Annotated in this window: 18 protein-coding genes; 12 read left to right on the forward strand and 6 right to left on the reverse strand. The window is 67.4% G+C overall.

Going from position 1 to position 22,426, the window contains the following annotated elements; all coding sequences use genetic code 11:
• Positions 1–101: 101 nt before the first annotated feature.
• Positions 102–524, reverse strand: a complete 423-nt coding sequence (locus C3B78_RS15885) for an Hsp20/alpha crystallin family protein (RefSeq protein ID WP_104998909.1) — start codon at positions 522–524, stop codon at positions 102–104.
• A 640-nt stretch (positions 525–1,164) separates the two neighbouring features.
• Between C3B78_RS15885 and C3B78_RS15895 the strand changes: the two genes are divergently transcribed.
• Complete coding sequence (locus tag C3B78_RS15895; protein ID WP_104998911.1) at positions 1,165–3,396, forward strand: S9 family peptidase; 2,232 nt, start codon at positions 1,165–1,167, stop codon at positions 3,394–3,396.
• A gap of 17 nt (positions 3,397–3,413) precedes the next feature.
• Here the strand turns inward: C3B78_RS15895 and C3B78_RS15900 are convergent, their stop codons facing one another.
• Entirely contained in the window at positions 3,414–3,866 is a 453-nt protein-coding gene (locus C3B78_RS15900) for an SRPBCC family protein (RefSeq protein WP_104998912.1), read from the reverse strand.
• Between the two features lie 284 nt (positions 3,867–4,150).
• Here C3B78_RS15900 and C3B78_RS15905 point away from each other — a divergent pair, with 284 nt between their 5' ends.
• From C3B78_RS15905 to C3B78_RS15925, 5 genes are all read left to right on the forward strand, one after another.
• On the forward strand, positions 4,151–6,676 hold the full coding sequence (locus tag C3B78_RS15905; protein ID WP_104998913.1) for an AMP-binding protein: 2,526 nt from the start codon (positions 4,151–4,153) through the stop codon (positions 6,674–6,676).
• Positions 6,677–6,848: 172 nt separating this feature from the next.
• Positions 6,849–7,592, forward strand: a complete 744-nt coding sequence (locus C3B78_RS15910; RefSeq protein WP_234005614.1) for a peptidoglycan-binding protein — start codon at positions 6,849–6,851, stop codon at positions 7,590–7,592.
• A 6-nt stretch (positions 7,593–7,598) separates the two neighbouring features.
• A complete protein-coding gene (locus tag C3B78_RS15915) occupies positions 7,599–9,965 on the forward strand; it encodes a hypothetical protein (RefSeq protein ID WP_104998914.1) in 2,367 nt (788 codons plus the stop codon).
• Positions 9,966–9,973: 8 nt separating this feature from the next.
• Positions 9,974–10,180, forward strand: a complete 207-nt coding sequence (locus C3B78_RS15920; RefSeq protein ID WP_104998915.1) for a DUF2945 domain-containing protein — start codon at positions 9,974–9,976, stop codon at positions 10,178–10,180.
• 4 nt (positions 10,181–10,184) lie between these two features.
• Positions 10,185–11,381 (forward strand): NAD(P)/FAD-dependent oxidoreductase, encoded by a 1,197-nt coding sequence (locus tag C3B78_RS15925; protein WP_104998916.1) that lies wholly within the window; start codon positions 10,185–10,187, stop codon positions 11,379–11,381.
• Positions 11,382–11,460: 79 nt separating this feature from the next.
• Here the strand turns inward: C3B78_RS15925 and C3B78_RS15930 are convergent, their stop codons facing one another.
• The gene (locus C3B78_RS15930; protein ID WP_104998917.1) at positions 11,461–12,624 is read right to left on the reverse strand and encodes an acetate kinase; all 1,164 of its coding nucleotides are present in this window, start codon (positions 12,622–12,624) and stop codon (positions 11,461–11,463) included.
• Positions 12,625–12,760: 136 nt separating this feature from the next.
• Between C3B78_RS15930 and C3B78_RS15935 the strand changes: the two genes are divergently transcribed.
• Positions 12,761–13,066, forward strand: coding sequence for a hypothetical protein (locus C3B78_RS15935; RefSeq protein ID WP_104998918.1), 306 nt, complete (start codon positions 12,761–12,763; stop codon positions 13,064–13,066).
• Positions 13,067–13,156: 90 nt separating this feature from the next.
• On the opposite strand, the gene pta is transcribed toward C3B78_RS15935, so the two are convergent.
• Positions 13,157–15,229 (reverse strand): phosphate acetyltransferase, encoded by a 2,073-nt coding sequence (gene pta / locus C3B78_RS15940; RefSeq protein ID WP_104999842.1) that lies wholly within the window; start codon positions 15,227–15,229, stop codon positions 13,157–13,159.
• Between the two features lie 236 nt (positions 15,230–15,465).
• Between pta and C3B78_RS15945 the strand changes: the two genes are divergently transcribed.
• The 5 genes from C3B78_RS15945 (at position 15,466) to C3B78_RS15965 (ending at position 19,566) form a co-directional block, all read left to right on the forward strand.
• On the forward strand, positions 15,466–15,924 hold the full coding sequence (locus tag C3B78_RS15945; protein WP_104998919.1) for a hotdog fold thioesterase: 459 nt from the start codon (positions 15,466–15,468) through the stop codon (positions 15,922–15,924).
• 6 nt (positions 15,925–15,930) lie between these two features.
• Entirely contained in the window at positions 15,931–17,298 is a 1,368-nt protein-coding gene (gene paaK, locus C3B78_RS15950; RefSeq protein ID WP_104998920.1) for a phenylacetate--CoA ligase PaaK, read from the forward strand.
• A 139-nt stretch (positions 17,299–17,437) separates the two neighbouring features.
• Complete coding sequence (locus C3B78_RS15955) at positions 17,438–18,058, forward strand: TetR/AcrR family transcriptional regulator (protein ID WP_104998921.1); 621 nt, start codon at positions 17,438–17,440, stop codon at positions 18,056–18,058.
• A 71-nt stretch (positions 18,059–18,129) separates the two neighbouring features.
• Positions 18,130–19,248 (forward strand): S1C family serine protease, encoded by a 1,119-nt coding sequence (locus C3B78_RS15960; RefSeq protein ID WP_104998922.1) that lies wholly within the window; start codon positions 18,130–18,132, stop codon positions 19,246–19,248.
• Positions 19,249–19,260: 12 nt separating this feature from the next.
• A complete protein-coding gene (locus C3B78_RS15965) occupies positions 19,261–19,566 on the forward strand; it encodes a hypothetical protein (protein WP_104998923.1) in 306 nt (101 codons plus the stop codon).
• Between the two features lie 85 nt (positions 19,567–19,651).
• Here the strand turns inward: C3B78_RS15965 and C3B78_RS15970 are convergent, their stop codons facing one another.
• Entirely contained in the window at positions 19,652–20,047 is a 396-nt protein-coding gene (locus C3B78_RS15970) for a VOC family protein (RefSeq protein WP_104998924.1), read from the reverse strand.
• Between the two features lie 244 nt (positions 20,048–20,291).
• Positions 20,292–22,403 carry a phenylacetic acid degradation bifunctional protein PaaZ gene (gene paaZ / locus C3B78_RS15975; protein ID WP_104998925.1) on the reverse strand — a complete coding sequence of 704 codons (2,112 nt, stop codon included), beginning with the start codon at positions 22,401–22,403 and terminating at the stop codon, positions 20,292–20,294.
• Positions 22,404–22,426 lie beyond the last annotated feature (23 nt).

Raw genomic sequence — 22,426 nt, forward strand, 5'->3', positions numbered from 1 at the left:
GTGTAGGCTGCCGGTGCGCTTTAAGCGCTGTGGCGTGCATACTGTGCAATCCGCCCTAAAGGCAGTCAGTAGATCCCCGACTTTCCGATCCTGTGTTGAAACTAGGCGGCAATCTCTTGCTTGGCCCCCTTCGTCTCGATTTCAATCTTGCGCGGCTTGGCCTTTTCGGCGACAGGAATCCGCAGCGTCAGGACACCGGCGTCGTATGAAGCCTTCACGTTGTCGGTGTCCAGGGTGTCCCCGAGGATCAGCTGGCGGCTGAACACGCCGCGCGGCCGCTCGGAGGCGATCAACTCGGTGTCCTTGCCTGCAGGGTCGGGGCGCTCGGCCCGTACCGTCAGGACATTCCGTTCCACATCCAGATCCACAGAATCCAGTGCGACGCCGGGCAGATCAAAGGCGACGACAAATTCCTGGTCCTCCCGCCACGCGTCCATCGGCATCGCTGCCGGGCGCGCCGCCGTGCCGAGGACCTGCTGGGCCAGCCTGTCCAACTCGCGGAACGGATCAGTTCGCATCAACATGGCTTCCCTCCTCGTAAGAGACGGTCCAACACTTTTCGTATCAGCCGATCTGTATTGACTGATATAGATTTTTTAGCACTGGGAGTTCAGGTCTGCAAGGGGTTCCGAGGGGGATTTTCGAAGTTTTTTGCGCCCTGGCGGGACATGGTTGAGGGGCCCTTCGCTGCACGCGAAATGGCCCCTCACATGCTCGGTTGTCAGCTCCGGGTCGGGTCCGGCCGAAGCGGTGCGGGACCTGGGTCCGGCACCGGCAGCGGGCCCGGGGGTTCCGGTGCAGGGAACGGATTGGGAGCCGGCGGACCGGGATGGGTTGGATCTGGCTGGTCCGGGCCTGGTTCCGGCGGAAACGGCTCGGGCTCGTGCACTGGCGGGATGGTCATGTGACGTTCCCCTCTCACGTTTGATGGACGTGCCTTGGCGTGAACAGGATACGCCCGCCGCCTCAAGCCCACTAGGCCGGCGGCCCGCCGGCCCCTCAGCCCGGGACGGCACCCACCGGTCGAAACCAGGCGCGCAACTGGCGCAGCGCACCAGCGACAGCGCGCCCCGCCGTCGGACGCCCTTACTCCCCCGCGGAGGCGGCGATCCCCCGGTAGCGAACGGCCGGATAATTGTCGGCGGGGATCTATATATTGAAGGAATGACCCAGACTCCGCTGCGGGACTCCGCCACCACTGCCGCTCCCACACCGCCGGTTGCCAAGAAGATCCCGTCCGAACGTGTCCACCACGGGGACGTTTTCGTGGACAACTACGAGTGGCTGCGGGACAAGGAATCCGCCGAAGTGGTGGAGCACCTGAAGGCCGAGAACGCGTACCAGGAGGCGGTCACCGCACACCAGGAACCATTGCGCGAGGCCATCTTCCAGGAGATCAAGGGCCGCACCCAGGAAACCGACCTCTCCGTGCCGCACCGCAAGGACGGGTGGTGGTACTTCAGTCGCTCCGTGGAGGGCAAGGAGTACGGCATCCAGTGCCGGGTCCGGGCCGCGGACACCGGGGACAACGTTGCCGACTGGACGCCGCCCGCGGTGCAGCCCGGCGTCGAAATCCCCGGCGAGGAAGTCCTGCTGGACGGCAACGTGGAGGCGGAGGGCAAGCCGTTCTTCTCGGTGGGCGGCTCGGCCGTGACCGTGGACGGGACCCTCTACGCCTATGCCGTGGACAACTCGGGGGATGAGCGCTTCACCCTCCGCATCAAGGACCTCCGCACCGGCGGGCTGTTGCCGGACGTCATCGAGAACGTCTTCTACGGCGTCGCTTTCTCCCCCGACGGCACCCGGATTTTCTACACCGTGGTGGATGACTCGTGGCGCCCGTACCAGGTGAAGGCGCACGTCCTGGGCACGCCTGTTGCCGATGATGTGGTCATCTACCAGGAGGACGACGCCGCCATGTGGCTGGGCTTCGAGCTCTCAGCTGACCGGCGCCACCTCGTGCTGGGCATCGGCTGCTCGGAGTACAGCGAAACCCGCCTGCTCCGCTTTGACGATCCCGCCCAGGAGCTCACCACCGTGATCTCGCGGAACGACCGCGTGCTCTATGAGGCCGAGCCGTTCCTGCTTGCCGGGCCGGACGGCGAAAAAGAGGAGCGCATCCTCCTGACGCACAACCGCGGTGCGGTCAACTCCATGGTCTCCCTGGCGGACCCGGCCGCGCTCGCCAAGCCGCTGGCAGAGCAGGCCTGGGTCACCGTCGTCGAACATTCCGACGACGTCCGCATCAACGGCGCGGGCGTCACCTCCACGCACCTGGTCGTTTCCATCCGCAAGGACACCATCGAGCGCGTGCAGTTCATCGGGCTGGCAGGGCTGGGCACGCCCGCCCAGGAAGAACCCGTGGAGCCGGCCTTCGATGAGGAGCTCTACACCGCGGGCGTGGGCGGGTCCGACTACGAGGCCCCGGTCATCCGGCTGGGCTACACGTCCTACTTCACGCCGTCACGCGTGTACGACTTCGTGCTGCCCACGCCGGAGCAGCCCGCGGGTGAGCTGCTGCTGCGCAAGGAAAGCCCGGTCCTGGGCGGCTACGACGGCAGCGACTACGTCGCCACCCGGGAATGGGCAGACGCCGCGGACGGCACCAGGATTCCGCTCTCCGTACTGCGGCACAAGGCCGTGAAGCAGGATTCGACGGCGGCTGGCCTGGTGTATGGGTACGGCTCCTATGAGCTGAGCATGGATCCTGGCTTCGGGATCGCGCGGCTGTCGCTGCTGGACCGCGGCGTGGTGTTCGTGATCGCCCACATCCGCGGCGGCGGGGAGCTGGGCCGGCACTGGTACGAGGACGGCAAGAAACTCACCAAGAAGAACACGTTCACCGACTTCATCGACGCCACAGACTGGCTGGCCGGTTCCGGCTGGGTGGATCCTGCCCGGATCGCCGCCCTGGGCGGTTCGGCCGGCGGCCTGCTGATGGGGGCCGTGGCGAACATGGCGCCGGAAAAGTATGCAGTGATCGTGGCGCAGGTGCCGTTCGTGGACCCGCTGACCAGCATCCTCGATCCCGAGCTGCCGCTGTCCGCCCTGGAGTGGGAGGAGTGGGGCAACCCCATCACCGATCCCGCGGCCTACGCCTACATGAAGTCATACTCCCCCTACGAGAACGTCAGGGAGGCGGCGTATCCCAAGATCGCCGCCGTCACGTCCTTCAACGACACCCGCGTCCTGTACGTGGAACCGGCCAAATGGGTGCAGGAACTGCGGAACAAGACCACCGGCGCCGAGCCGATTGTCATGAAGATCGAGATGGACGGCGGGCACGGCGGTGCGTCCGGCCGCTATGTGCAGTGGCGCGAACGGGCCTGGGACTATGCCTTCATCGCCGATTCCCTCGCCGCCACCGAGCTGCTGCCCGGCGCCGGGCTGAAGTAGGACGAAAGCGACGCAGCTCAGGACTGTGGATGCTCCGCCAGCCACTCGGCCAGCGTTTCGAGATTGGCGCGGACCGTCCGCCCCTGGGCCCGTTCCACCAGCGGGTCGGCCAGCTTGCCAAAGATGCCGCCCAGGCCGGACGCGGCTTCGATCCGCTCGGTAACGCGGGTGCCGCCGTCGGCTGGTTCGAGCGTGATGATAATGGTGAAGTCCAGTTTGCCCTCGACGGAACGGGACACCATGCGCCGGGGCGGATCAAACTCGGTGATTTCGGCGGTCCAGTCGAACTGCCGCCCCATGACCTTGCTGGTTCCGCGGCCACGGGAACCCACGCCCAGCGGGCCGTCACCGATCTGCTCGGAGGCGAGGACCGAGGAATCATAGACGGCGATGTTTTCGAATTTCGACAGGAAGTCAAAGACCTCCTGCGGTGGCCGGGGGATGACGACGGTTTCTTCCACAACAGGCATTGGATTCTCCTTGGACAGGGGCCTGATGCCGGCCCGGCTCGGCCGGCAGGTAGGCACAGCGCCAGCTTGGCCCGACGGCGTGGGGCTGTCAAGGCGTAGCGGAAAGCTCCCCTCATGGTCCGTCCGGCGCTCCGATAATGCCCTTTTTGAGCCCCCGGAACGGCGTTTTTGGAGCATTCAATGGGGGTTCCCGGGGAAGCATGCACGCACCCCTTTTATTTCTCCATCCGCTTTTCTTAACGCTCGATTTTAGTAAGGTAAGGCTGTACTAATAAGATCGTCGGATGACCACGCAGCTTGATTTCGCGCGGGTTTCTTTCGCTGCCGATCTTGCGCGCTACGGAAACCGGCCTGCCATCCTCGCCGACGGGCTGACGCTGACCTACCGGGAGCTCGCCGACCGCGTCGACAGTTTTTCCCGGAAGCTGGGCGCCGAACGGCGCCTTATCGCCCTTGCGGCGTCCAACGACGTCGAATCGCTGGTGGCGTACCTCGCCGCCCTCGCGTCCGGTCACCCGCTGATCCTCCTCCCGGAGGACAAGCCGGCGGCCCTCGAATCCCTCGTGGCGGCCTACGACCCCGACGTTGTGGTCCGCTCCGCGAATGGCGAGTGCGTCCTCGACGAACGCCGGCCCGGTACCCGGCACACCCTGCATCCGGACCTTGCCCTCCTCCTCAGCACGTCCGGCTCCACGGGCTCCCCCAAACTGGTCCGCCTGTCCCACGCCAACCTGCAGGCCAACGCCGAGTCCATCGCAACCTATCTTCGGATCACGCCCGGGGACCGGGCCGCCACCACCTTGCCGATGTCCTACTGCTACGGCCTCTCGGTCATCAACAGCCACCTGCTGCGCGGCGCGGGCCTGGTCCTGACCGGACTGTCAGTGGTGGATCCGTGTTTCTGGGAGCTGTTCCGGCGGGAAGCTGCCACGGCGTTCGCCGGCGTTCCCTACACCTTTGAGCTGCTGGAGCGCGTGGGCTTCGCGGACATGGACCTGCCCAGCCTGCGCTACGTCACCCAGGCCGGCGGCCGGCTCGCCCCGGAATCCGTCCGGCACTACGCGGAGCTGGGCCAACGGCAGGGCTGGGAACTCTTCGTCATGTACGGCCAGACCGAGGCCACAGCCCGGATGGCGTACCTGCCGCCGGACCTTGCCGCCGCCCATCCCGGCGCCATCGGCGTGCCAGTTCCCGGCGGCGACTTCCGGATTGAACCCGTGGCCGGCCTCGAGGACGGCGAACTGGTGTACACCGGGCCCAATGTCATGCTGGGGTATGCCGAGACCCCGGAGGACCTGGCACAGGGCCGCACCGTCACCGAGCTCCGTACCGGCGACCTCGCGGTGAAGAACGCCGCGGGCCTCTACGAGGTGCGCGGGCGGCGCAGCCGGTTCGTCAAGATCGTGGGACTGCGTGTGGACCTGGGCCAGGTGGAACGCCTTCTGGCGGACCTCGGCGTGCACGCTGCCAGCGCGGGAACGGACCAGGGGCTCGTCGTCGCCGTCGAGGGAACCCATGACACCCGGCTGCTGACCAAAGTCCTCGCCCAGGGCCTCGGCCTGCCACGCGCCGCCGTCGAAATCCATGCCGTGGCGGAACTTCCCCGCCTGGCCACCGGCAAAGTGGACTACCCGGCCGTGGCGGCGCTCTCGGAAACTGCCCCGGCCCCGGCCGAACGTGCTCCGCAAGGAGAGCGCGGCAACTCGGCCGGGCCGGACACCGTCCGGCGCATCTACGAGGACACGCTGGAGCAGACGGACATCGCGGACACGGACACGTTCGTCTCGCTCGGCGGCGACTCCCTGTCCTTCGTGGCGGCCTCGGTCCGGCTCGAGCAGGCGCTGGGCCACCTGCCCCCGGACTGGCATGTCACACCGGTCCGCGACCTTGAGCCGCGCCGGCCAGGCCGGCCCGCCCGGACCCGGCTCGCACGGCTCTTTGCCCCCACGGACACCAGCCTGGTCCTCCGGGCCGTGGGAATCTTCCTGATCGCCGGCACGCACATCGGCCTGTTCAACTGGCAGGGCATGGCCCACGTGCTGATTGCCGCGGCCGGGTTCAACTTCGCACGCTTCCAGCTCTCCGGCGAAAGGCTTCCCCGCCTGCGCCGGCAGCTCACCAGCGTGGCCCGGATCGCCGTGCCCAGCATGGTGTTCATCGCCTTCGCCTACCTGGTCACAGACCACTACGGCCTCGTCAACATCGTGCTCCTGAACTCCATGCTGGGAGACGAGCAGATCACCACGCAGTGGCATTTCTGGTTCATCGAGGTGATCGTCTACATCCTGCTGGCCATGACGGCCCTGCTCTCCATCCCGTGGCTGCACCGGGCGGAACGCCGGTTCCCGTTCATTTTCCCGCTCATCATGTTCGGCGGCGGGCTGCTGACACGCTATGAAATCGTGGAGCCGGGTGTGCCTTACACCGTTCCGGCCCTCTGGCTCTTCGCGCTCGGATGGGCGGTGGCCAGGTCCCGCAACCTCGCCCAGCGCTGCACTGTCTCCGCCCTGGCCGTCCTCACGGTTCCGGGGTTCTTCGAGGATGCCAACCGCGACGCCACGGTGATTGCCGGCATCCTGCTGCTTGCCTGGCTGCCCGCCCTCCCCATGCCGCGGGCCCTGGGCCGCGTGACGGTCCTGCTGGCCAGCGCCTCCATGCACATCTACCTCGTCCATTGGCTCGTCTACCCGCCGCTGGCCGGCCTGGGCCTTCCGCTCGCACTGGCCGCCTCCCTGGCGGCAGGCGTGGCCTACTGGGCTTTGTGCAACAGGGTTGCCGGGGCCGCCCACCGTTTGCGCGCCCGGAAGTAAGCGGACGACGGCGGCCCTCCTCCGCCGCCGTCCGTCACCTTGTGCCATCCGCACCATGAGCGGCTCTGGACACGGATGTATCCATTGACACTAATCATGCTTACTATTGTCTGGCGCTGGCTGCCCGCTGGGGGCAGGCCAACCAGCGCCGTACGTGGAGGTTTTTGTGAGCATGGAAGAAATGCGTCCCCTGACCGACGACGAATTGACGGCGGAACAGGCAACGGCCTTGCCGGACAAAGAAGTTGCCTCTGTCCTTGACCTGAATGCGGACCTTGATCTTGGCATCGATGCGGCGGCACCCATCGATCTCGCCGTGGCCGCCAACGCCAACGTGGCCGCGCCGATTGACGCCGCGGCCTCCGCCAACATCCTCTCCTTCGGCTCCGAGGCGCAGGCCCTGGCGGACCAGGGCGTCATCATCGAGCAGGGCATCGTAGCCGACGCGAACGCCGCATCCACCCAGGACAGCACCATCGACCAGTCTGACGACACCGTTGGCGATGGCACGGTGGAGGACGGCGCGGCGGGCACCGGGACCGAGCCCGGAACCACCGCGGGAACGGTCGACGGCGGCGGCCTCCTTCCCGACGGCACGCTCCCCGACGGAAGCCTGCCGGACGGAAGCCTGCCGGACGTCGGCGCGCTGCCCGTGGATCCGGCTGCCGCACTCGACGGCGACCTGCTCAACGTCAACGTGGACCTTGCGGCCGACGCGGATATCGCAGCTCCGATCAACGGTGCCGTGGCCGCCAACGCCAACGTGGCTGCCCCTATCGACGCCGCGGTGGCCGCAAACATCGGCTCCATCGACAGCCAGGCATACGCCGTGGCCGAACAGGATGCCATCATCTCCCAACACATCGAGGGCGAAGCCAACGCCACTGCCGACCAGCAGTCCGACCTCCGGCAGTAAGCACCCATGACCCACGCAAGCGGCGGGCCGGCCTCGAAGGCGGGCCCGCCGTCGTCCGCTGCCATCACCGAACACCCGCCGCAGGTGCCCGCCCGGGCTGACGGCGTGCAGCTCATCGGGCCTTCCGAGGGATCCGGTTACCGGGAGCCGCCGTCGCTGGTCCGCCGCGCCGACGGCCAGACCCTCCAACTGACGCCGCTGCTGTTCGCAGTGCTGGAGGCAGTGGACGGGACACGGACCATGGAGGAGGTGGCCCGGCACGCCAGCGAGACGTCCGGAAGGCTGATCAGCGCGGACAACGTCCGGACATTGATGGACTCACAGCTGCTGCCGCTGGGCCTGCTGCGGCTTGCGGACGGATCCCAGCCCGAGGTAAAGAAAGCAGACCCGCTCCTGGGCATGCGTTTCCGCTACACAGTGACCGATCCGGAACGCACCCGCAAAATCACGTCCCCGTTCACGGTTCTGTTCAACCCGCTGATCGTGGTGGCCGTGACGGCAGCGTTCCTGGCGGCCTGCTGGTGGGTGCTGATGGTTAAGGGACTTGGCGCGGCCACCCATGAGGCATTCGAAAAGCCTGTCCTGCTCCTGCTGATCTTTGCCGTCACCATCCTGTCCGCGGGGTTCCACGAATTCGGGCACGCCGCCGCTGCCCGGAGGGGCGGGGCCACGCCCGGCGCCATGGGTGCAGGCCTGTACCTCATCTGGCCGGCGTTCTTCACGGACGTCACGGATTCCTACCGCCTGGGCCGGGGCGGCCGCATCATCACGGACCTTGGCGGCCTCTACTTCAACGCCATCGTTGCGGTGGCGATCATGGGCCTGTGGTGGGCTACAGGCCTGGACGCACTGCTCCTGGTGGTGGTCACGCAGATCCTGCAGATGGTCCGGCAGCTGCTGCCCCTGGTGCGGTTCGACGGCTACCACATCCTGGCCGACACCACCGGCGTCCCGGACCTGTTCCAGCGCATCAAGCCCACTCTGTTGGGGCTTCTTCCGTGGCACTGGGGCCGGCCGGAGAACAAGGTCCTGAAGCCGTGGGCCCGGGCCGTGGTGACGTTGTGGGTCCTGGTGACTGTGCCGTTGCTGCTGTTCAGCCTGGCCATGATGGTGCTCGCCCTGCCCAGGCTGTTGGCCACCGCATGGGACAGCGCCGCGAAGCAACAGGAACTGCTCACCGACAGTCTCGCTGCCGGCGACCCGGCCGGCGCCGCCGTGCGCATCCTGGCGATCGTCGCCGTTGCCCTGCCAATGCTCGGCATGCTCTACATCCTGCTCCGGCTCCTGCGGCAACTGACCGTCGGCGCCTGGCAGAAAACCCGCGGCAGGCTGGTTCAGCGGTCATTGGCGATGGGTGCCGTGGCGGCCCTGCTGGCCGGGCTCGCCTGGGCATGGTGGCCCGACGGCGGGACGTACCGTCCCGTGCAGCCGTACGAACGCGGCATGCTGGCTGATGCTACGACGTCGATCCTGCCGGTTTCGGGCACCGCCCTGCAGGAAGGCGGCAGCGGACGCACCGTCGCCTTATGGCCCGAAGGCGCGGCCAGGCCCACCCGGGAGAACCCGCAGCTGAGCATGGTGCTGGTGCCCGTGGAAGGTGCGCCCGGCACCGTGCCCGCCCCGGCGGGCGGATCGTCCTCCGCCCCGGCCCCGTCCTGGGTGTTCCCGTTCGACCGGCCCGACGCCCCCGAGGAGGACGGCAACCAGGCCCTGGCCGTCAACACCACCGACGGGTCCGTGACCTACAGCGTCGCCTTCGCGCTGGTCTGGGCCGAGGACGGCGAACCCGTTGATACCCGGAACGAGGCCTATGCCTTTGCCAGCTGCAGCGGGTGCGCGGCCGTGGCCGTGGGCTTCCAGGTGGTCCTCATCGTGGGGCAGACGGACGTGATTGTTCCCGAAAACCTGTCCGCGGCAGCCAATTACAACTGCTTCGAGTGCCTTACCTACGCACTGGCCAGCCAGCTCGTCCTTACCCTGGACGGTCCGCTGAGCGAAGCGGGCATGGCCTCCCTGCAGGCTCTGTGGGCCGAGATTGCCGAGTACGGCCGGAATATCCAGAACGTGCCGCTTTCCGAAATCCAGGCCACTCTGTCCGACTACAAGGCACAGATCATGGCCATCGTCCAGGCGGATCCCAGCGCCACACAAAGTTCGGCCCACACAGGCACTTCTGCTCCCCCTTCCTCACCCGGCACGGGCGCCGGTGCAACCGCTCCGGCAGGGACAGCGCCCGCCACCGCCCCGGCGACCCAGCCGGTGCCAGGCGAGGCGCCGCCGTCGTACGCCCCCGTTGAGACACCGCTCCCAACGGCGGATACTGGGGGCACGGTTCCCGCAGCAGAGCCGCTTCCCACCGCAAACCCCACCTAGGAGAACAGATGTCATTGGGCAAGGGAACGTCCGTGGAATGGAACACCCCGCAGGGCAAGACCCACGGCATGATCGTGGAAAAGAAGACCAGTGACTTTGAACTGGACGGGAACACGCACCGTGCCAGCGAGGACGAGCCGCAGTATGTGGTGGAGTCGGCCAAGACCGGAGCCCGGGCCGCGCACAAGGCTACTGCCCTGACCGAAAAGAAGTAGCACGGTGGCCGCACAGCACGAGGTTGTCATCATCGGCGGCGGCAACGCCGGCGTGTCACTGGCCGCCCGACTGGAGCGCTACGGGGTGAAGGACGTGGCCGTCGTCGAGCCCAAGGACCACCACTTCTACCAGCCGCTGTTCTCCCACATCGCCGGCGGCCGGGCCCAGGCCACGGAGGCAGTCCGCTCGCAGGAATCCGTGACACCCCAGGGCGTGACCTGGATCCGCGACGCCGCCGCCGGTGTGGACACGGATGCGAACACCGTCACCCTGGCGTCCGGTTCCACCGTGTCCTACGGACAGCTGGTGGTGTGCCCCGGCCTGCAGTATGACTGGGATGCCGTGCCCGGCCTGGCCGAGGCCGTGCACTCGCCCTCCGGCACCTCGCACTACGAGTTCGAACTGGCGTCCAAGGCCTGGACCCTGTTGAGCGGCCTGGCGTCCGGCACGGCAGTCTTCACCATGCCCGCCGGGCCCGTCAAATGCGGCGGCGCCAGCCAGAAACCCATGTACCTGGCCTGCGACTACTGGCGGGAGCAGGGTGTCCTGGACCGGATCCGCGTGGTGATGGTCCAGCCCTACCCCACGGTGTTCGGCGTGCCGGAGGTGGACCGGGAACTTGACCGCAAGATCGCCGAGTACGGCATCGAGCTGCGGACCAACAGCGAACTCGTCGCCGTGGACGCGGCCGGCCAGACAGCAACCATCCGGGACCTGGCCGCCGGTACCGAAGAGAACCTGCACTACGACGTCCTCAACGCCGTTCCGCCGCAGTCCGCCCCGGACTGGCTCAAGGCGACCGACCTGCCTGCAGCCGGCGACACCGGCGGCTTCGTGGAGGTGGACCGGCAGACGCTCCGGCACATCCGGTTCCAGAACGTCTGGTCGCTGGGGGACGCCGCCGGAACCACCAATTCCAAGTCGGGGGGCGCCCTGCGGAAGCAGACCAAGGTCCTGGCCAAAAACCTGGTGGCCGCGCGGAAAGGCAAGGCCCTGCGGGCAAAGTACAACGGCTACTCGGTGTGCCCCTTCACGGTGTCCCGCAACACCGTGGTGTTCGCCGAGTTCGATGACCGGTACCGGCCCATGCCCACCATCCCGCGGGTGCCCACGTGGAACGAAAGCAGGCTGTCCTGGGTGGTGGACCGGGACATCTTCCCGCAGGTCTACTGGAACCTGATCCTCAAGGGCCGGGCTTAGGTGAGAGAGCGTTCGGGGAAATCCCACATCAAGTGAGAGAGCGTTCGGGGAAATCCCACATCAAGTGAGAGAGCGTCGGTTACCCGGCCGAGGAAGTCACGACGGCGGCAGTCGCCTCCGCGATGGCGCGCTCCTCGTCAGTGGGAACCACCAGGACGGGGATGGCGGATTGTGCCGTGGAAATGACGCGCGCTTCCCTGGACCGCTCGGCGTTCAGGCCGGCGTCGAGTTCTATGCCCAGCGCGCCAAGCCTGTCCGTCACCAAGGCACGGAACTGGTGCGAGTTCTCGCCGATCCCCGCCGTGAACACCAGGGCCTTGGCACCGCCCACGGCCACGTGGTACCCGCCGATGTACTTGGCCAGCCGGTAGGAGGTGATGCCGAGCGCCGTCGCAGCCTTGGCATCGCCGGACTCGGAGGCCTCCACCACCGAGCGCATGTCGTTGTTGCCGGCCAGGCCCTTCAGCCCCGACTCCCGGTTGAGCATGGTGTCCAGGTCCTCGGGTGTCCAGCCTGCCCGGCCCAGGAACACCAGGATGGACGGGTCCAGGTCGCCCGAGCGGGTCCCCATCACCAGTCCTTCCAAGGGCGTGAAGCCCATGGAGGTGTCCACCGACCGGCCGCCGCGGATGGCGGTGGCTGAGGCGCCGTTGCCCAGGTGGGCGATCACGCCGTCGAACTCTTCCATGGGCAGGTCCATAAGCGCGGCGGCGCGGCGCGCCACGTACTCGTGGGAGGTGCCGTGGAAGCCGTAGCGGCGGATGCCGTGGTTGGTGTACAGCTCGTCCGGCACGGCGTAGCGCCAGGCGTGCTCGGGGAGGGTGCGGTGGAAGGCGGTGTCGAACACGGCAACCTGCGGCATGTCCGGCCACTTCCTGGTGATGGCCCGGATTCCCAGCACGTTGGCCGGGTTGTGCAGCGGCGCCAGCGGGTTCAGGCGCTCGATGGCACGGGTGATCTCGTTGTCAATCAGCACGGGCTCGGCGAACCGCTCGCCGCCGTGCACCACCCGGTGGCCCACTGCCGCCAGCTCCAGATCGCCGAGTTCCCGGTGGATGGCGGCGTCCACCTGTTCCAGCGCCTCGGCATGGTCCCGCGGGCCCTCGATCTCGCCGTCCCCGTCGCCGCCGTTGCCCATGCCGATCTTCTCGATCAGCCCCTCGGTCAGGACGCTCCCGGCCGCGACATCGCGGACCTGGTATTTGAGCGACGACGATCCGGAGTTGATGACGAGCACGAGCATGAGGGGCCTCCTGAGCCTTGCTTCTGCGGTTCAAACCCCACTATAGGTGGGCGCGGCGGCTGTTTCCTTGCGGATGGGCGCGGCTGCGCCTAGAGTCGGGGCGGACAGGCTGGACCACGCCCGAGAGGACACTTCCATGACGAACGAACCCGCGTCGATTGACGAGAATGATCCCACCAACACGGGATCCAGCAGTACCGCTCCCCTGAACGCCCAGGCGGACTCGGATGCCCGGCCGGGCTCCGGAAAGAAGGACCCCACGGTGGTGGAGGGCGCCAACCCGGCGCTGGATGATACCGGCAACCTCAAGGCCGCCGAAACCGGAGAAGCCCCCGAGGCCCCGGAGAACGCGGAGGACCTGGACCTCACCCCGCAGGGCCTGTCCGACGAGCCTGCCAAGCAGGAGGACCAGGAGAGCCTGGCCAAGCCGGACAACAGCTGACGGGCCGCTTACAGCAACGCGGGGTCACTCCATGCCCGATGACGCGCCCAAATTGGGCGTGGAGTGACCCCGCGTTGCTGTATGAAACACCTAGGAGGCCTGCGCCTGGATGGCCGTGATGGCCACGGTGTTCACGATGTCCTCCACGGTGCAGCCGCGGGAGAGATCGTTGACCGGCTTCCGCAGGCCCTGCAGGACGGGCCCGACGGCGACCGCCCCTGAGCTCTGCTGCACCGCCTTGTACGTGTTGTTGCCGGTGTTGAGGTCCGGGAAGATGAACACGGTGGCCTGCCCGGCAACCGAGGATCCCGGCATCTTGGACTCGGCGATGGAGGCGTCCACGGCGGCGTCGTACTGGATGGGGCCCTCGACTGCGAGGTCCGGCCGGCGCTCACGGACCAGCTCCGTGGCCTGCCGCACCTCGTCCACTGCCTCGCCGGAGCCCGAGCCGCCCGTTGAGTAGGACAGCATGGCCACCCGGGGCTCCACCCCGAACTGGGCAGCGGTCTCCGCCGAAGCCAGCGCAATGTCCGCCAACTGCTCCACGTTCGGGTCCGGGTTCACCGCGCAGTCGCCGTAGACCAGCACCCGGTCCGGCATGAGCATCAGGAACACCGAGGACACGATTTTCACGCCCTCGCGCGTCTTCACGAACTCCAGGGCCGGACGGATGGTGTGGGCCGTGGTGTGCGCGGCGCCGGACACCATGCCGTCCACGACGCCCAGCTGGACCATCATGGTGCCGAAGTAGCTGACGTCCTGCATGATCTCCAGCGCCTTGGCCAGGTCCACGCCCTTGTGCGCCCTCAGCTCGGCGTACTTCTCGGCAAACTTCTGCCGCAGGTCCGAGGTGGCCGGATCCACGATGCTGATGCCGGTGAGGTCGATGCCGTTCGCTGCGGCCAGTTCGCGGACGTCAGGCTCCGGCCCGAGCACCGTAAGGTCGCAGACGTCGCGCCGGTGCAGGATCTCCGCCGCCCGCAGGATCCTCACATCGGTCCCCTCCGGCAGCACCACGTGCCGCCGCTGCGAGCGGGCACGCTCGATGAGGTCGTGCAGGAAGCGCAGCGGAGTCATCCGCTCGGCACGCGGCAGGTGCAGGCGCTCCACGAGTTCGTTTTCATCCACCCGGCGGGACCACAGCCCCAGGGCAGAAGCAACCTTGCGGCGGTGCCCGGACCAGATCTCGCTGCGGACTTCGGAGACCCGGCGGGCCGTGGTGTAGGTGTCCTCCTTCGTGGCGAACACGGGAAACGGCGCCTGCGCCAGGAGCGGGTAGATATTGGCGTCCGGCGCGAGCCCGCCTGTGAGGATGAGCGCGGACGCCACCGGGAACTCGGGCGAGAAGGACGAGGCCAGGCACGCCACCATCACGTCGGCCCGGTCCCCGGGAACAATCACCAGGGCGCCCTCATCCAGCACGTTCAGGAAGTTGCCCACGTTCATGGCCGCCACCTTGATGTCCTTCACGTCGCGCTCCATGTCCCGCCGGCCGGCGATCTGCCGGACGCCCAGCGCCGTAGCCACTTCACCGGTGGTGGGCCGGGCAATCTCCTCCAGTTCCGGCAGGACGTAGACGGGCCGCTTGGACGCGCCGGGCTTTACCGCCGCCCCGATGGCCTCGACGTCCTCCGGGTCCGCACGGTTCACCAGGATGGCCAGCAGCGCGCACCGTTCGGCGGCAAGTTCCTTCCGGGCGACCTCGACGGCGGCCACGGCCTCCGCAACGGTCCGCCCCTTGGCGCCCACCACCGCCACCACGGGCGTGGCCAGGTTGTTCGCCAGGCGGGCGTTGAGATCGAATTCGACGGCGGCATCCTGGCCCGCCAGGTCGGTTCCCTCGACGATCACCACATCGCAGTGCCGCGAAATGTCGGCGAAAATCTCCACGCAGCGGGCATCGATCTCGGCGCGGTTGCCTTCCGCCAGCAGATCACGGACTTCGGCGTGGGTCAGTCCGCCGCGGCACCGCTCATCCTCCAGCGCGAAGCGGGATTTCATCAGCGCCACCATGGGATCGGCCGTGGCATCCGGGCCGTGGACCACGGGTTTGAAGAAGCCGATCCTGTCCGCGTGCCGGTGCAGGGTATCCGCCAGGCCCAGGGCAACGAGTGACTTGCCCGAGCCGGGGGTGGTTGCGCTGACGTAAATGCCTTTGGCCATGGTCCGCCCTTTGCTGTGCTGGTGCCGGTCACTCAATCCTTGCACCTCCCCGGCGGGATGCGTGCCGCCGTCGTCCATTGCAGCCCAGTTTTCGAACGCCTCCCCGGACTGCCCCCGCAGGCTGCTGGCCTGGACCCTCCAAAACTGGGCTGATCCGGCCGGCCACCCTTGACACAGGACCCCTCCATGGGATTACCTAATGAACATTCGGTAAATAAAGCTGGAGGCAATGACGCATGGCTGAGACCGCCCTTTCCGGGCCCACACACCAGATCCTGGAGAACGACTACGCCTCCGAGTGGATGGGAATCCAGGTCCTCGCCATCAGCGACGGGCACGCCACCATCCGGATGACCCTCCGGCAGGAAATGCTCAACGGCTTCGGTATGGCCCACGGCGGAATGATCTTCGCCTTCGGCGACACCGCGTTCGCCCTCGCCTGCAACCCGGCCGTGCCGGCACCCGGCGAGGAAAACAGCATCACCGTGGCCTCCGGCGTCGACATCAACTTCCTTAAACCGGCCTTCCGCGGCCAGGTGCTCACCGCGGTGGCGGACCGCCGCTCCAGCGCCGGGCGCAGCGGCCTGTACGACATCCAGATTTTCGCCGCCGATGCCCCGCCCGCCGACGCCGGCCAGCCAGGCGAGCTCATTGCCGAGTTCCGCGGACGCAGCCGCACCATCCCCAAGAAGTAGGAAACCATGACCCTGCATGCCCCTGAATCCCCCGCAGCCACCGCAGCGACCGCCGCAGGCACTGACGCCACCCTGGACCGCGAGGAAACCATCTCCCGCGACGAGCTCGAGGCCCTCCAGCTCAGCCGGCTGCAGCACACCGTTGCCTACGCCTACGAGCGCGTGCCCCTGTACAAGCGCAAATTCGACGACGCCGGCATCCACCCCAGCGACCTCCGTGAACTGGAGGACCTGGGCAACTTCCCCTTCACCACCAAGGACGACCTGCGCGAGGAATACCCGTTCGGCATGTTCGCGGTGCCGCAGCACGAAGTAGCCCGCGTCCACGCCAGCTCGGGCACCACGGGCCGGCCCACCGTCGTCGGCTACACCAAGCAGGACCTGGCGGACTGGGCAAAGCTGGTGGCCCGCAGCTTCCGCGCCTCCGGCATCCGCCCGGGCATGAAGGTCCACAACGCCTACGGGTATGGCCTGTTCACCGGCGGCCTGGGCGCCCACGCCGGAGCCGAAGCCCTGGGCTGCACCGTCATCCCCATCTCCGGCGGCCAGACCGAACGCCAGATCCAGCTGATCCAGGACTTCAAGCCCGACGCCATCCTGGCCACGCCCACGTACCTGCTCACCATCGCCGACGCCATGGCCCACATGGGCATCGACCCCGCCTCCACGTCGCTGAAGTATGCGGTGCTGGGCGCAGAGCCGTGGACCGAGGAGATGCGGCACGAGCTTGAGGTCACCATGAACCTCAAGGCCTGCGACATCTATGGGCTGTCCGAGGTGATGGGCCCGGGCGTGGCCGGCGAGGCGGTGGAGACACAGGACGGCAGCCACATCTGGGAGGACCACTTCCGCCCCGAAATCATCGACGCCTTCAACCCGGCGGTGGGCAAGGAAAACGTGCTGGGCGACGGCGAGCACGGCGAACTGGTGTTCACCTCGCTCACCAAGGAAGCCCTGCCCATCATCCGGTACCGCACCAAGGACCTCACCCGCCTGCTCCCCGGCACGGCCCGCCCCGCGCACCGCCGCATGGGGCGCATCACCGGCCGCAGCGACGACATGATCATCCTCCGCGGCGTGAACGTGTTCCCGTCACAGATCGAGGAAATCGCCCTCCGGATCCCCGAGCTCAGCCCGCACTTCCAGCTGGAGCTCACCCGCCCCGAGGGCCAGCGGATGGACCAGATGACGGTCCGCATCGAGCGCCGGGACAACGTCACCACTGAGCAGAGCACGACGGCGGCACGCACCTTGAGGGAACAGATCAAGATCCACGTGGGTTCTTCCTGCGCGGTTGACGTTGTGGAGCCGGGCTCGCTTGAGCGGTCCAACGGCAAGCTGCGCAGGATCTACGACCTGCGCCCCAAGGGGTAACGGTCCGGCCCCACCGCAGGAGGGGCCGGACCGGGCCAGAAGGCGCAGGGTGGAGGCCGGGCTTCAGAAAACGCCACAGGGTCCAAGGACCCGCCGGTCATGGCCTGGTTTACCGAACGTTCATGAGAAAATGGCCGGTATGTCTGCAACTGATGCACCCACCAAGCGCGGCCGCCCGGGATACGACCAGCAGTCGGTGCTGCGCATCGCCGTCGACGTCTTTAACCGGCATGGCTACGATGCGACGTCCATGGGCATCCTTGCCGACAACCTGGGCATATCGAAATCTGCCATTTACCATCACGTCCCCTCCAAGGGCGACCTCCTCAAGCTTGCATTGGACCACGCACTCGGCGGGCTCGAAGCCATCCTGGATGAACCCCAGGCTGCGGCCGGCGCGGCAGACGCCCGCCTTGAGTTTGTGCTCCGGCGAACCGTGGCGGTGCTGGTGGACCGGCTGCCGTTCGTCACGCTGCTCCTGCGCCTGCGCGGCAACACCGAGATAGAGCGGGACGCCCTGGAACGCCGGCGCGCGTTCGACCACAAGGTTGCCGGGCTGATCTCCGCCGCCAGGGACGAAGGCTCCCTGCGCCAGGACATTGATCCGCGAACCGTGACCCGCCTGCTGTTCGGCATGATCAACTCCATCGTGGAATGGTACAAGCCCGGCGGCTCCCTCTCACCCGAGCGCCTGGCCGACGACGTCATCACCATGGCGTTCGACGGCCTGCACTCCACCAAGCCCCAGGAAAAATACTAAGGGTGCTTGGTATCCCTGCCGTTTCCCGGCTACGGTTGAAGGACCAGCCAGGATCTGCAGGGAGGCCGCCCATGAGCATCACCACCAGCCGGGCATTACGGCGTCCGGGCTGCCTGCGGACAGCATTTGGGACCGGCGTCCTCGCGGCCGCACTGGCACTCAGCGGCTGCACCGGTACGCCAAGTCCCCCGGCGCCCACCGACACCTCAACCGCCGGCCCCACCTCCCGCTCCACCTCCGCCGCCACGCCGGGGAGCACCTCCGCGGCTCCCGCCCCGGCCGCGGCGGGCGACATCCCGCAGCTCGTGGAGAACCTCGCACCGTCCGTGGTGACCATCTTCACCGAGGGCGGCCTGGGCAGCGGCGTTGTCTATTCCGAGGACGGCCTCATCCTCACGAACGAACACGTGGTCCGGGGCAACACCACGGTGGAAGTCGCCTTCGCCGACGGCCAGCGCGTGGAGGGAACGGTCAAGGCCACGGACCCCGTCACCGACCTCGCCCTGGTGCAGGCAAACCGCACCGGCCTGCCCAAACCCGTCTACCAGGCCAACCTGCCGCGCGTTGGTGAGGGGGCCGTGGTGCTGGGCTCCCCCTTGGGCTTCGAGAACACCGCCACGGCCGGAATCATCTCCGGGCTGCACCGCTCCATCCCCGGCTCCGCCTCCAACAGCCTGTCCCTCGTGGACCTGATCCAGACCGATGCCCCCATCAGCCCCGGCAACTCCGGCGGCGCCGTCATCAACATGCGCGGCGAAATCATCGGCATCAGCGAGGCCTACATCCCGCCGTCTGCGGGCGCCGTGGCCCTGGGATTCGCTATTCCTGCCGCCACGGCCGTGGAGGTGGCCGAGGAGCTGTTGGCGGACGGCACTGCCGAGCACGCCTACCTGGGCCTCACGCCCGGCGAACTTACGGCCCAGATTGCCGAGCAGCTGGGCATTGACGCCAGTACCGGCGTCGTGGTCCTCGCAGTGGACGACGGCGGTCCGGCGGGACGTGCGGGGATCCGGCCGGGCGACGTGCTGGAGTCGATGGAAGGAGTGGAACTGAATTCACCGGAGAAGCTCCTGGCGGAACTCCGCGGACGCAACCCCGGCGATACCGTAGGCTTCAAGGTCAAGCGGGGAGGTCAGAGCCTTGACGTCAAGGCGGACCTCATCGCCAGGCCCACAAGTAACACCCGATAGGAAGGTAAGAACATGAGCCACCCCAAGGACGAAGCAGACGCCGGATACATCATTCCGGACCCCTCAAAGGTCCGCGAAGACCTCACCGGCGACGCCGGAGACGAAGCCAACGCCATCCGCTTCAGCGAAGAGCAGGCCCTGATCGAGGAACAGTCCCACGGCATCCGCCCGGACACCTACAGCGTCCCCTCCGGCGGCCCCACCATGTCGGAGGCCCGCGGCAACATGGACCTTTCGGATCAAAGCGAGAGCGGGCACGGCACCGGCCGCGAGGATGACAGCAGCGACGACGGCCTGCACGGCGGCGCCGAGTCCTGACGCCAGACCTGCCGGAAACAAAGCAGGGACGCCCCGGAAACCCGGGGCGCCCCTGCTTTTGTATTCGAGGGCATCCGCTGCGCCGTTACAGCTCGTACTCGGCCTGGACGCCCAGTTTCTCGTGGACGCAGAGGATGTTGTGCTCGGTGTCCATGAACCAGGCACACTTTTCCGAGTCGGTGGTGCAGATGTGGTTTTCCGTCTTCAGGTTCGGCAGGTCATAATCCTGGAACCTGACGCCCCTGGCCTCCATGTCCCGGACCGTCCCCTCGATGTCCGTCACCTCAAAGCTCAGGGCGGTGTGCTCGGAGTGCTTGCCGTCCGAAACCGGCAACAACTGCAGCATCGGGCCGCCGCTACTGCCGAGCAATTCGCTTCCATCGTCTGCCTTGCCGCGGAGCGGGAGCCCGAGCTTTTCGGTGTAGAACCTACGGGCGCGGGCGGGATCATCGACTGGCAGGACGGTTGTGGCTGTGTTCATTCTTAGGCTCATAAGGGCCACCTCCTACGGGCAGAATTTTACGCTTCCGCCCGCCAAAAAGACCCGACGCTCTCTCACTTCCCGCAGGGAAAACCCACGCCCTCTCTCACTTAATGCGGTCTAAGCGCCAACGCTCTATCACCTGTCGCCGGCAGGTGATAGAGCGTCCGGGGAAAACCCGCGTTAAGTGAGAGAGCGTCCGGGGAAAACCCGCGTTAAGTGAGAGAGCGTCCGCGGGGGCGGGCTACTTCTCCACGAGGGTGAGGACGTCGTAGGTGGCCACGATCTCGTCGTTCTGGTTCGTGAGCACGGCGTCCCACGCCACCTCGCCGTATTCGTCGGTTTCGCGGGGGGTGATCTTCTTGGCCGTGAGGGTCACCCGGATCGAATCGCCTGCGGCCACCGGAGTGATGAACCGCAGGCTTTCCAGCCCATAGTTGGCCAGGACCGGCCCCGGGGCAGGCTCCACAAAGAGCCCGGCCGCCCAGCTGAGCAGCAGGTACCCGTGGGCCACGATGCCCGGGAAGAACGGGTTGGCTTCCGCGGCCTCCTGGTTGGTGTGGGCGTAGAACGTGTCGCCGGTGGAGTTGGCAAAAGCGGTGATGTCCTCCAGGGTGACCTTCCGCAGCTCCGAGCGGACGGCATCCCCGATCCGCAGCGTCTCCAGCGACTTCCGGAACGGGTGGGTCCCCTCGGTGTCCAAAGTGAAGTTGCGGTCCGCGCCGGTGTGCCACACGCCGGTGACGGCGGTGAGCATGTTCGGCGAGCCCTGGATGGCGGTGCGCTGCATGTGGTGCATCACCGAACGGATGCCGCCCAGTTCCTCGCCGCCGCCGGCGCGGCCCGGTCCGCCGTGGACCAGGTGCGGCACGGGCGAGCCGTGTCCGGTGGACGAACGGGCGTCCTCGCGGTTGAGCATCAGGACACGGCCGTGGTGCGCCGCGATTCCCGTGACAAGTCCGCGGGCCACGGAAGGATCGTTGGTGCAGACCGAGGCCACCAGGGAGCCGCCGCCGCGGGCGGCGAGGCGGACGGCGTCGGGAATGTCCTTGTACCCGATCACGGACGAAACGGGACCGAACGCCTCGAGTGAGTGCACTTCCTCGGCCTCGGGGTCCTGCCAGTTCAAGAGGACGGGCGCCATGAACGCCCCGCCGTCCACCACGCCGGTGGTTCCGTCGGCGGAGGTGACCGACGGCGAATCGAGCGTTCCGTACGCAAGCTCACCGCCGGCGTCGAGCATCGACTGGACGGCGGCGCGGACGTCCTGGAGCTGCTCCACTGAAGCGAGGGCACCCATGGTGACGCCGTCGGCCCGGGGATCGCCCAGGACAACGCGTTCGGAGATCCGCTTGCCGATGGCCGCTGAGACGGCGGCAACCAGCTCCTGCGGCACGATGGCGCGGCGGATGGCGGTGCACTTCTGCCCTGCCTTCGCCGTCATTTCCGTGACCACCGATTTTACGAAGGCATCGAATTCCGGCGTTCCTTCCACCGCGTCCGGGCCGAGGATGGCGGCGTTCAGGGAGTCCGTTTCGGAAGTGAAGCGGACCCCGCCCTGGACCACGTTGGGGTGGGCCTTCAGGGAAAGCGCGGTGGATGCGGAGCCGGTGAAGGCCACCAGGTCGCGGTAGTCCAGGACGTCCAGCAGCCCGCGGACGGAGCCGGAGATCAGCTGCAGGGAGCCCTTGGGCAGGATGTTCGATTCGACGATGGCCTTAACCACTGCGGCCGCCACGTAGCCGGTTGGAGTGGCGGGCTTGACGATGGTGGGGACGCCGGCGAGGAAGGCCGGGGCGAACTTTTCGAGCATGCCCCAGACCGGGAAGTTGAAGGCGTTGATCTGCACGGCGACACCGGGGATGCGGGTGTAGATGTGTTCGCCGGCGAAGGAGCCGTCCTTGGACAGGACCTCCATGGGTCCGTCCACCACCACCTGCGAGTTAGGCAGCTCGCGCCGGCCCTTGGAACCGAACGTGAAGAGCACGCCGATGCCGCCGTCGATATCGATCATGGAGTCCACCTTGGTGGCGCCAGTCTGGGCCGAGAAGGTGTAGAAGTGCTCACGCCGGGCATTGAGGTACTGTGCGAGCTCCTTCAGTTTGAGGGCACGCTGGTGGAACGTGAACCGGCCGAGCTCCTGCTGGCCCCTGGTGCGGCCGTAGTCCACGACCGCGGCCAGGTCCAGCCCTTCGGTGCTCACCTTGGCCAGGATCTCCCCCGTGCTCGCATCCCTGACGGGCGTCGCGGACCCGGCCGATCCGGCGTCGGGAGTCCACCAGGAATCCATGATGAAGCTGGGCACTGTCTCCACGGTGTCGACCGTGGCCTGGGGAGCTGTGGCAGTGGTGGTCATCGTTGACGGGTCCTTCCAACATG

The organism is Arthrobacter sp. PGP41 (assembly GCF_002953935.1).
In the GTDB taxonomy this organism is placed as follows: domain Bacteria; phylum Actinomycetota; class Actinomycetes; order Actinomycetales; family Micrococcaceae; genus Arthrobacter.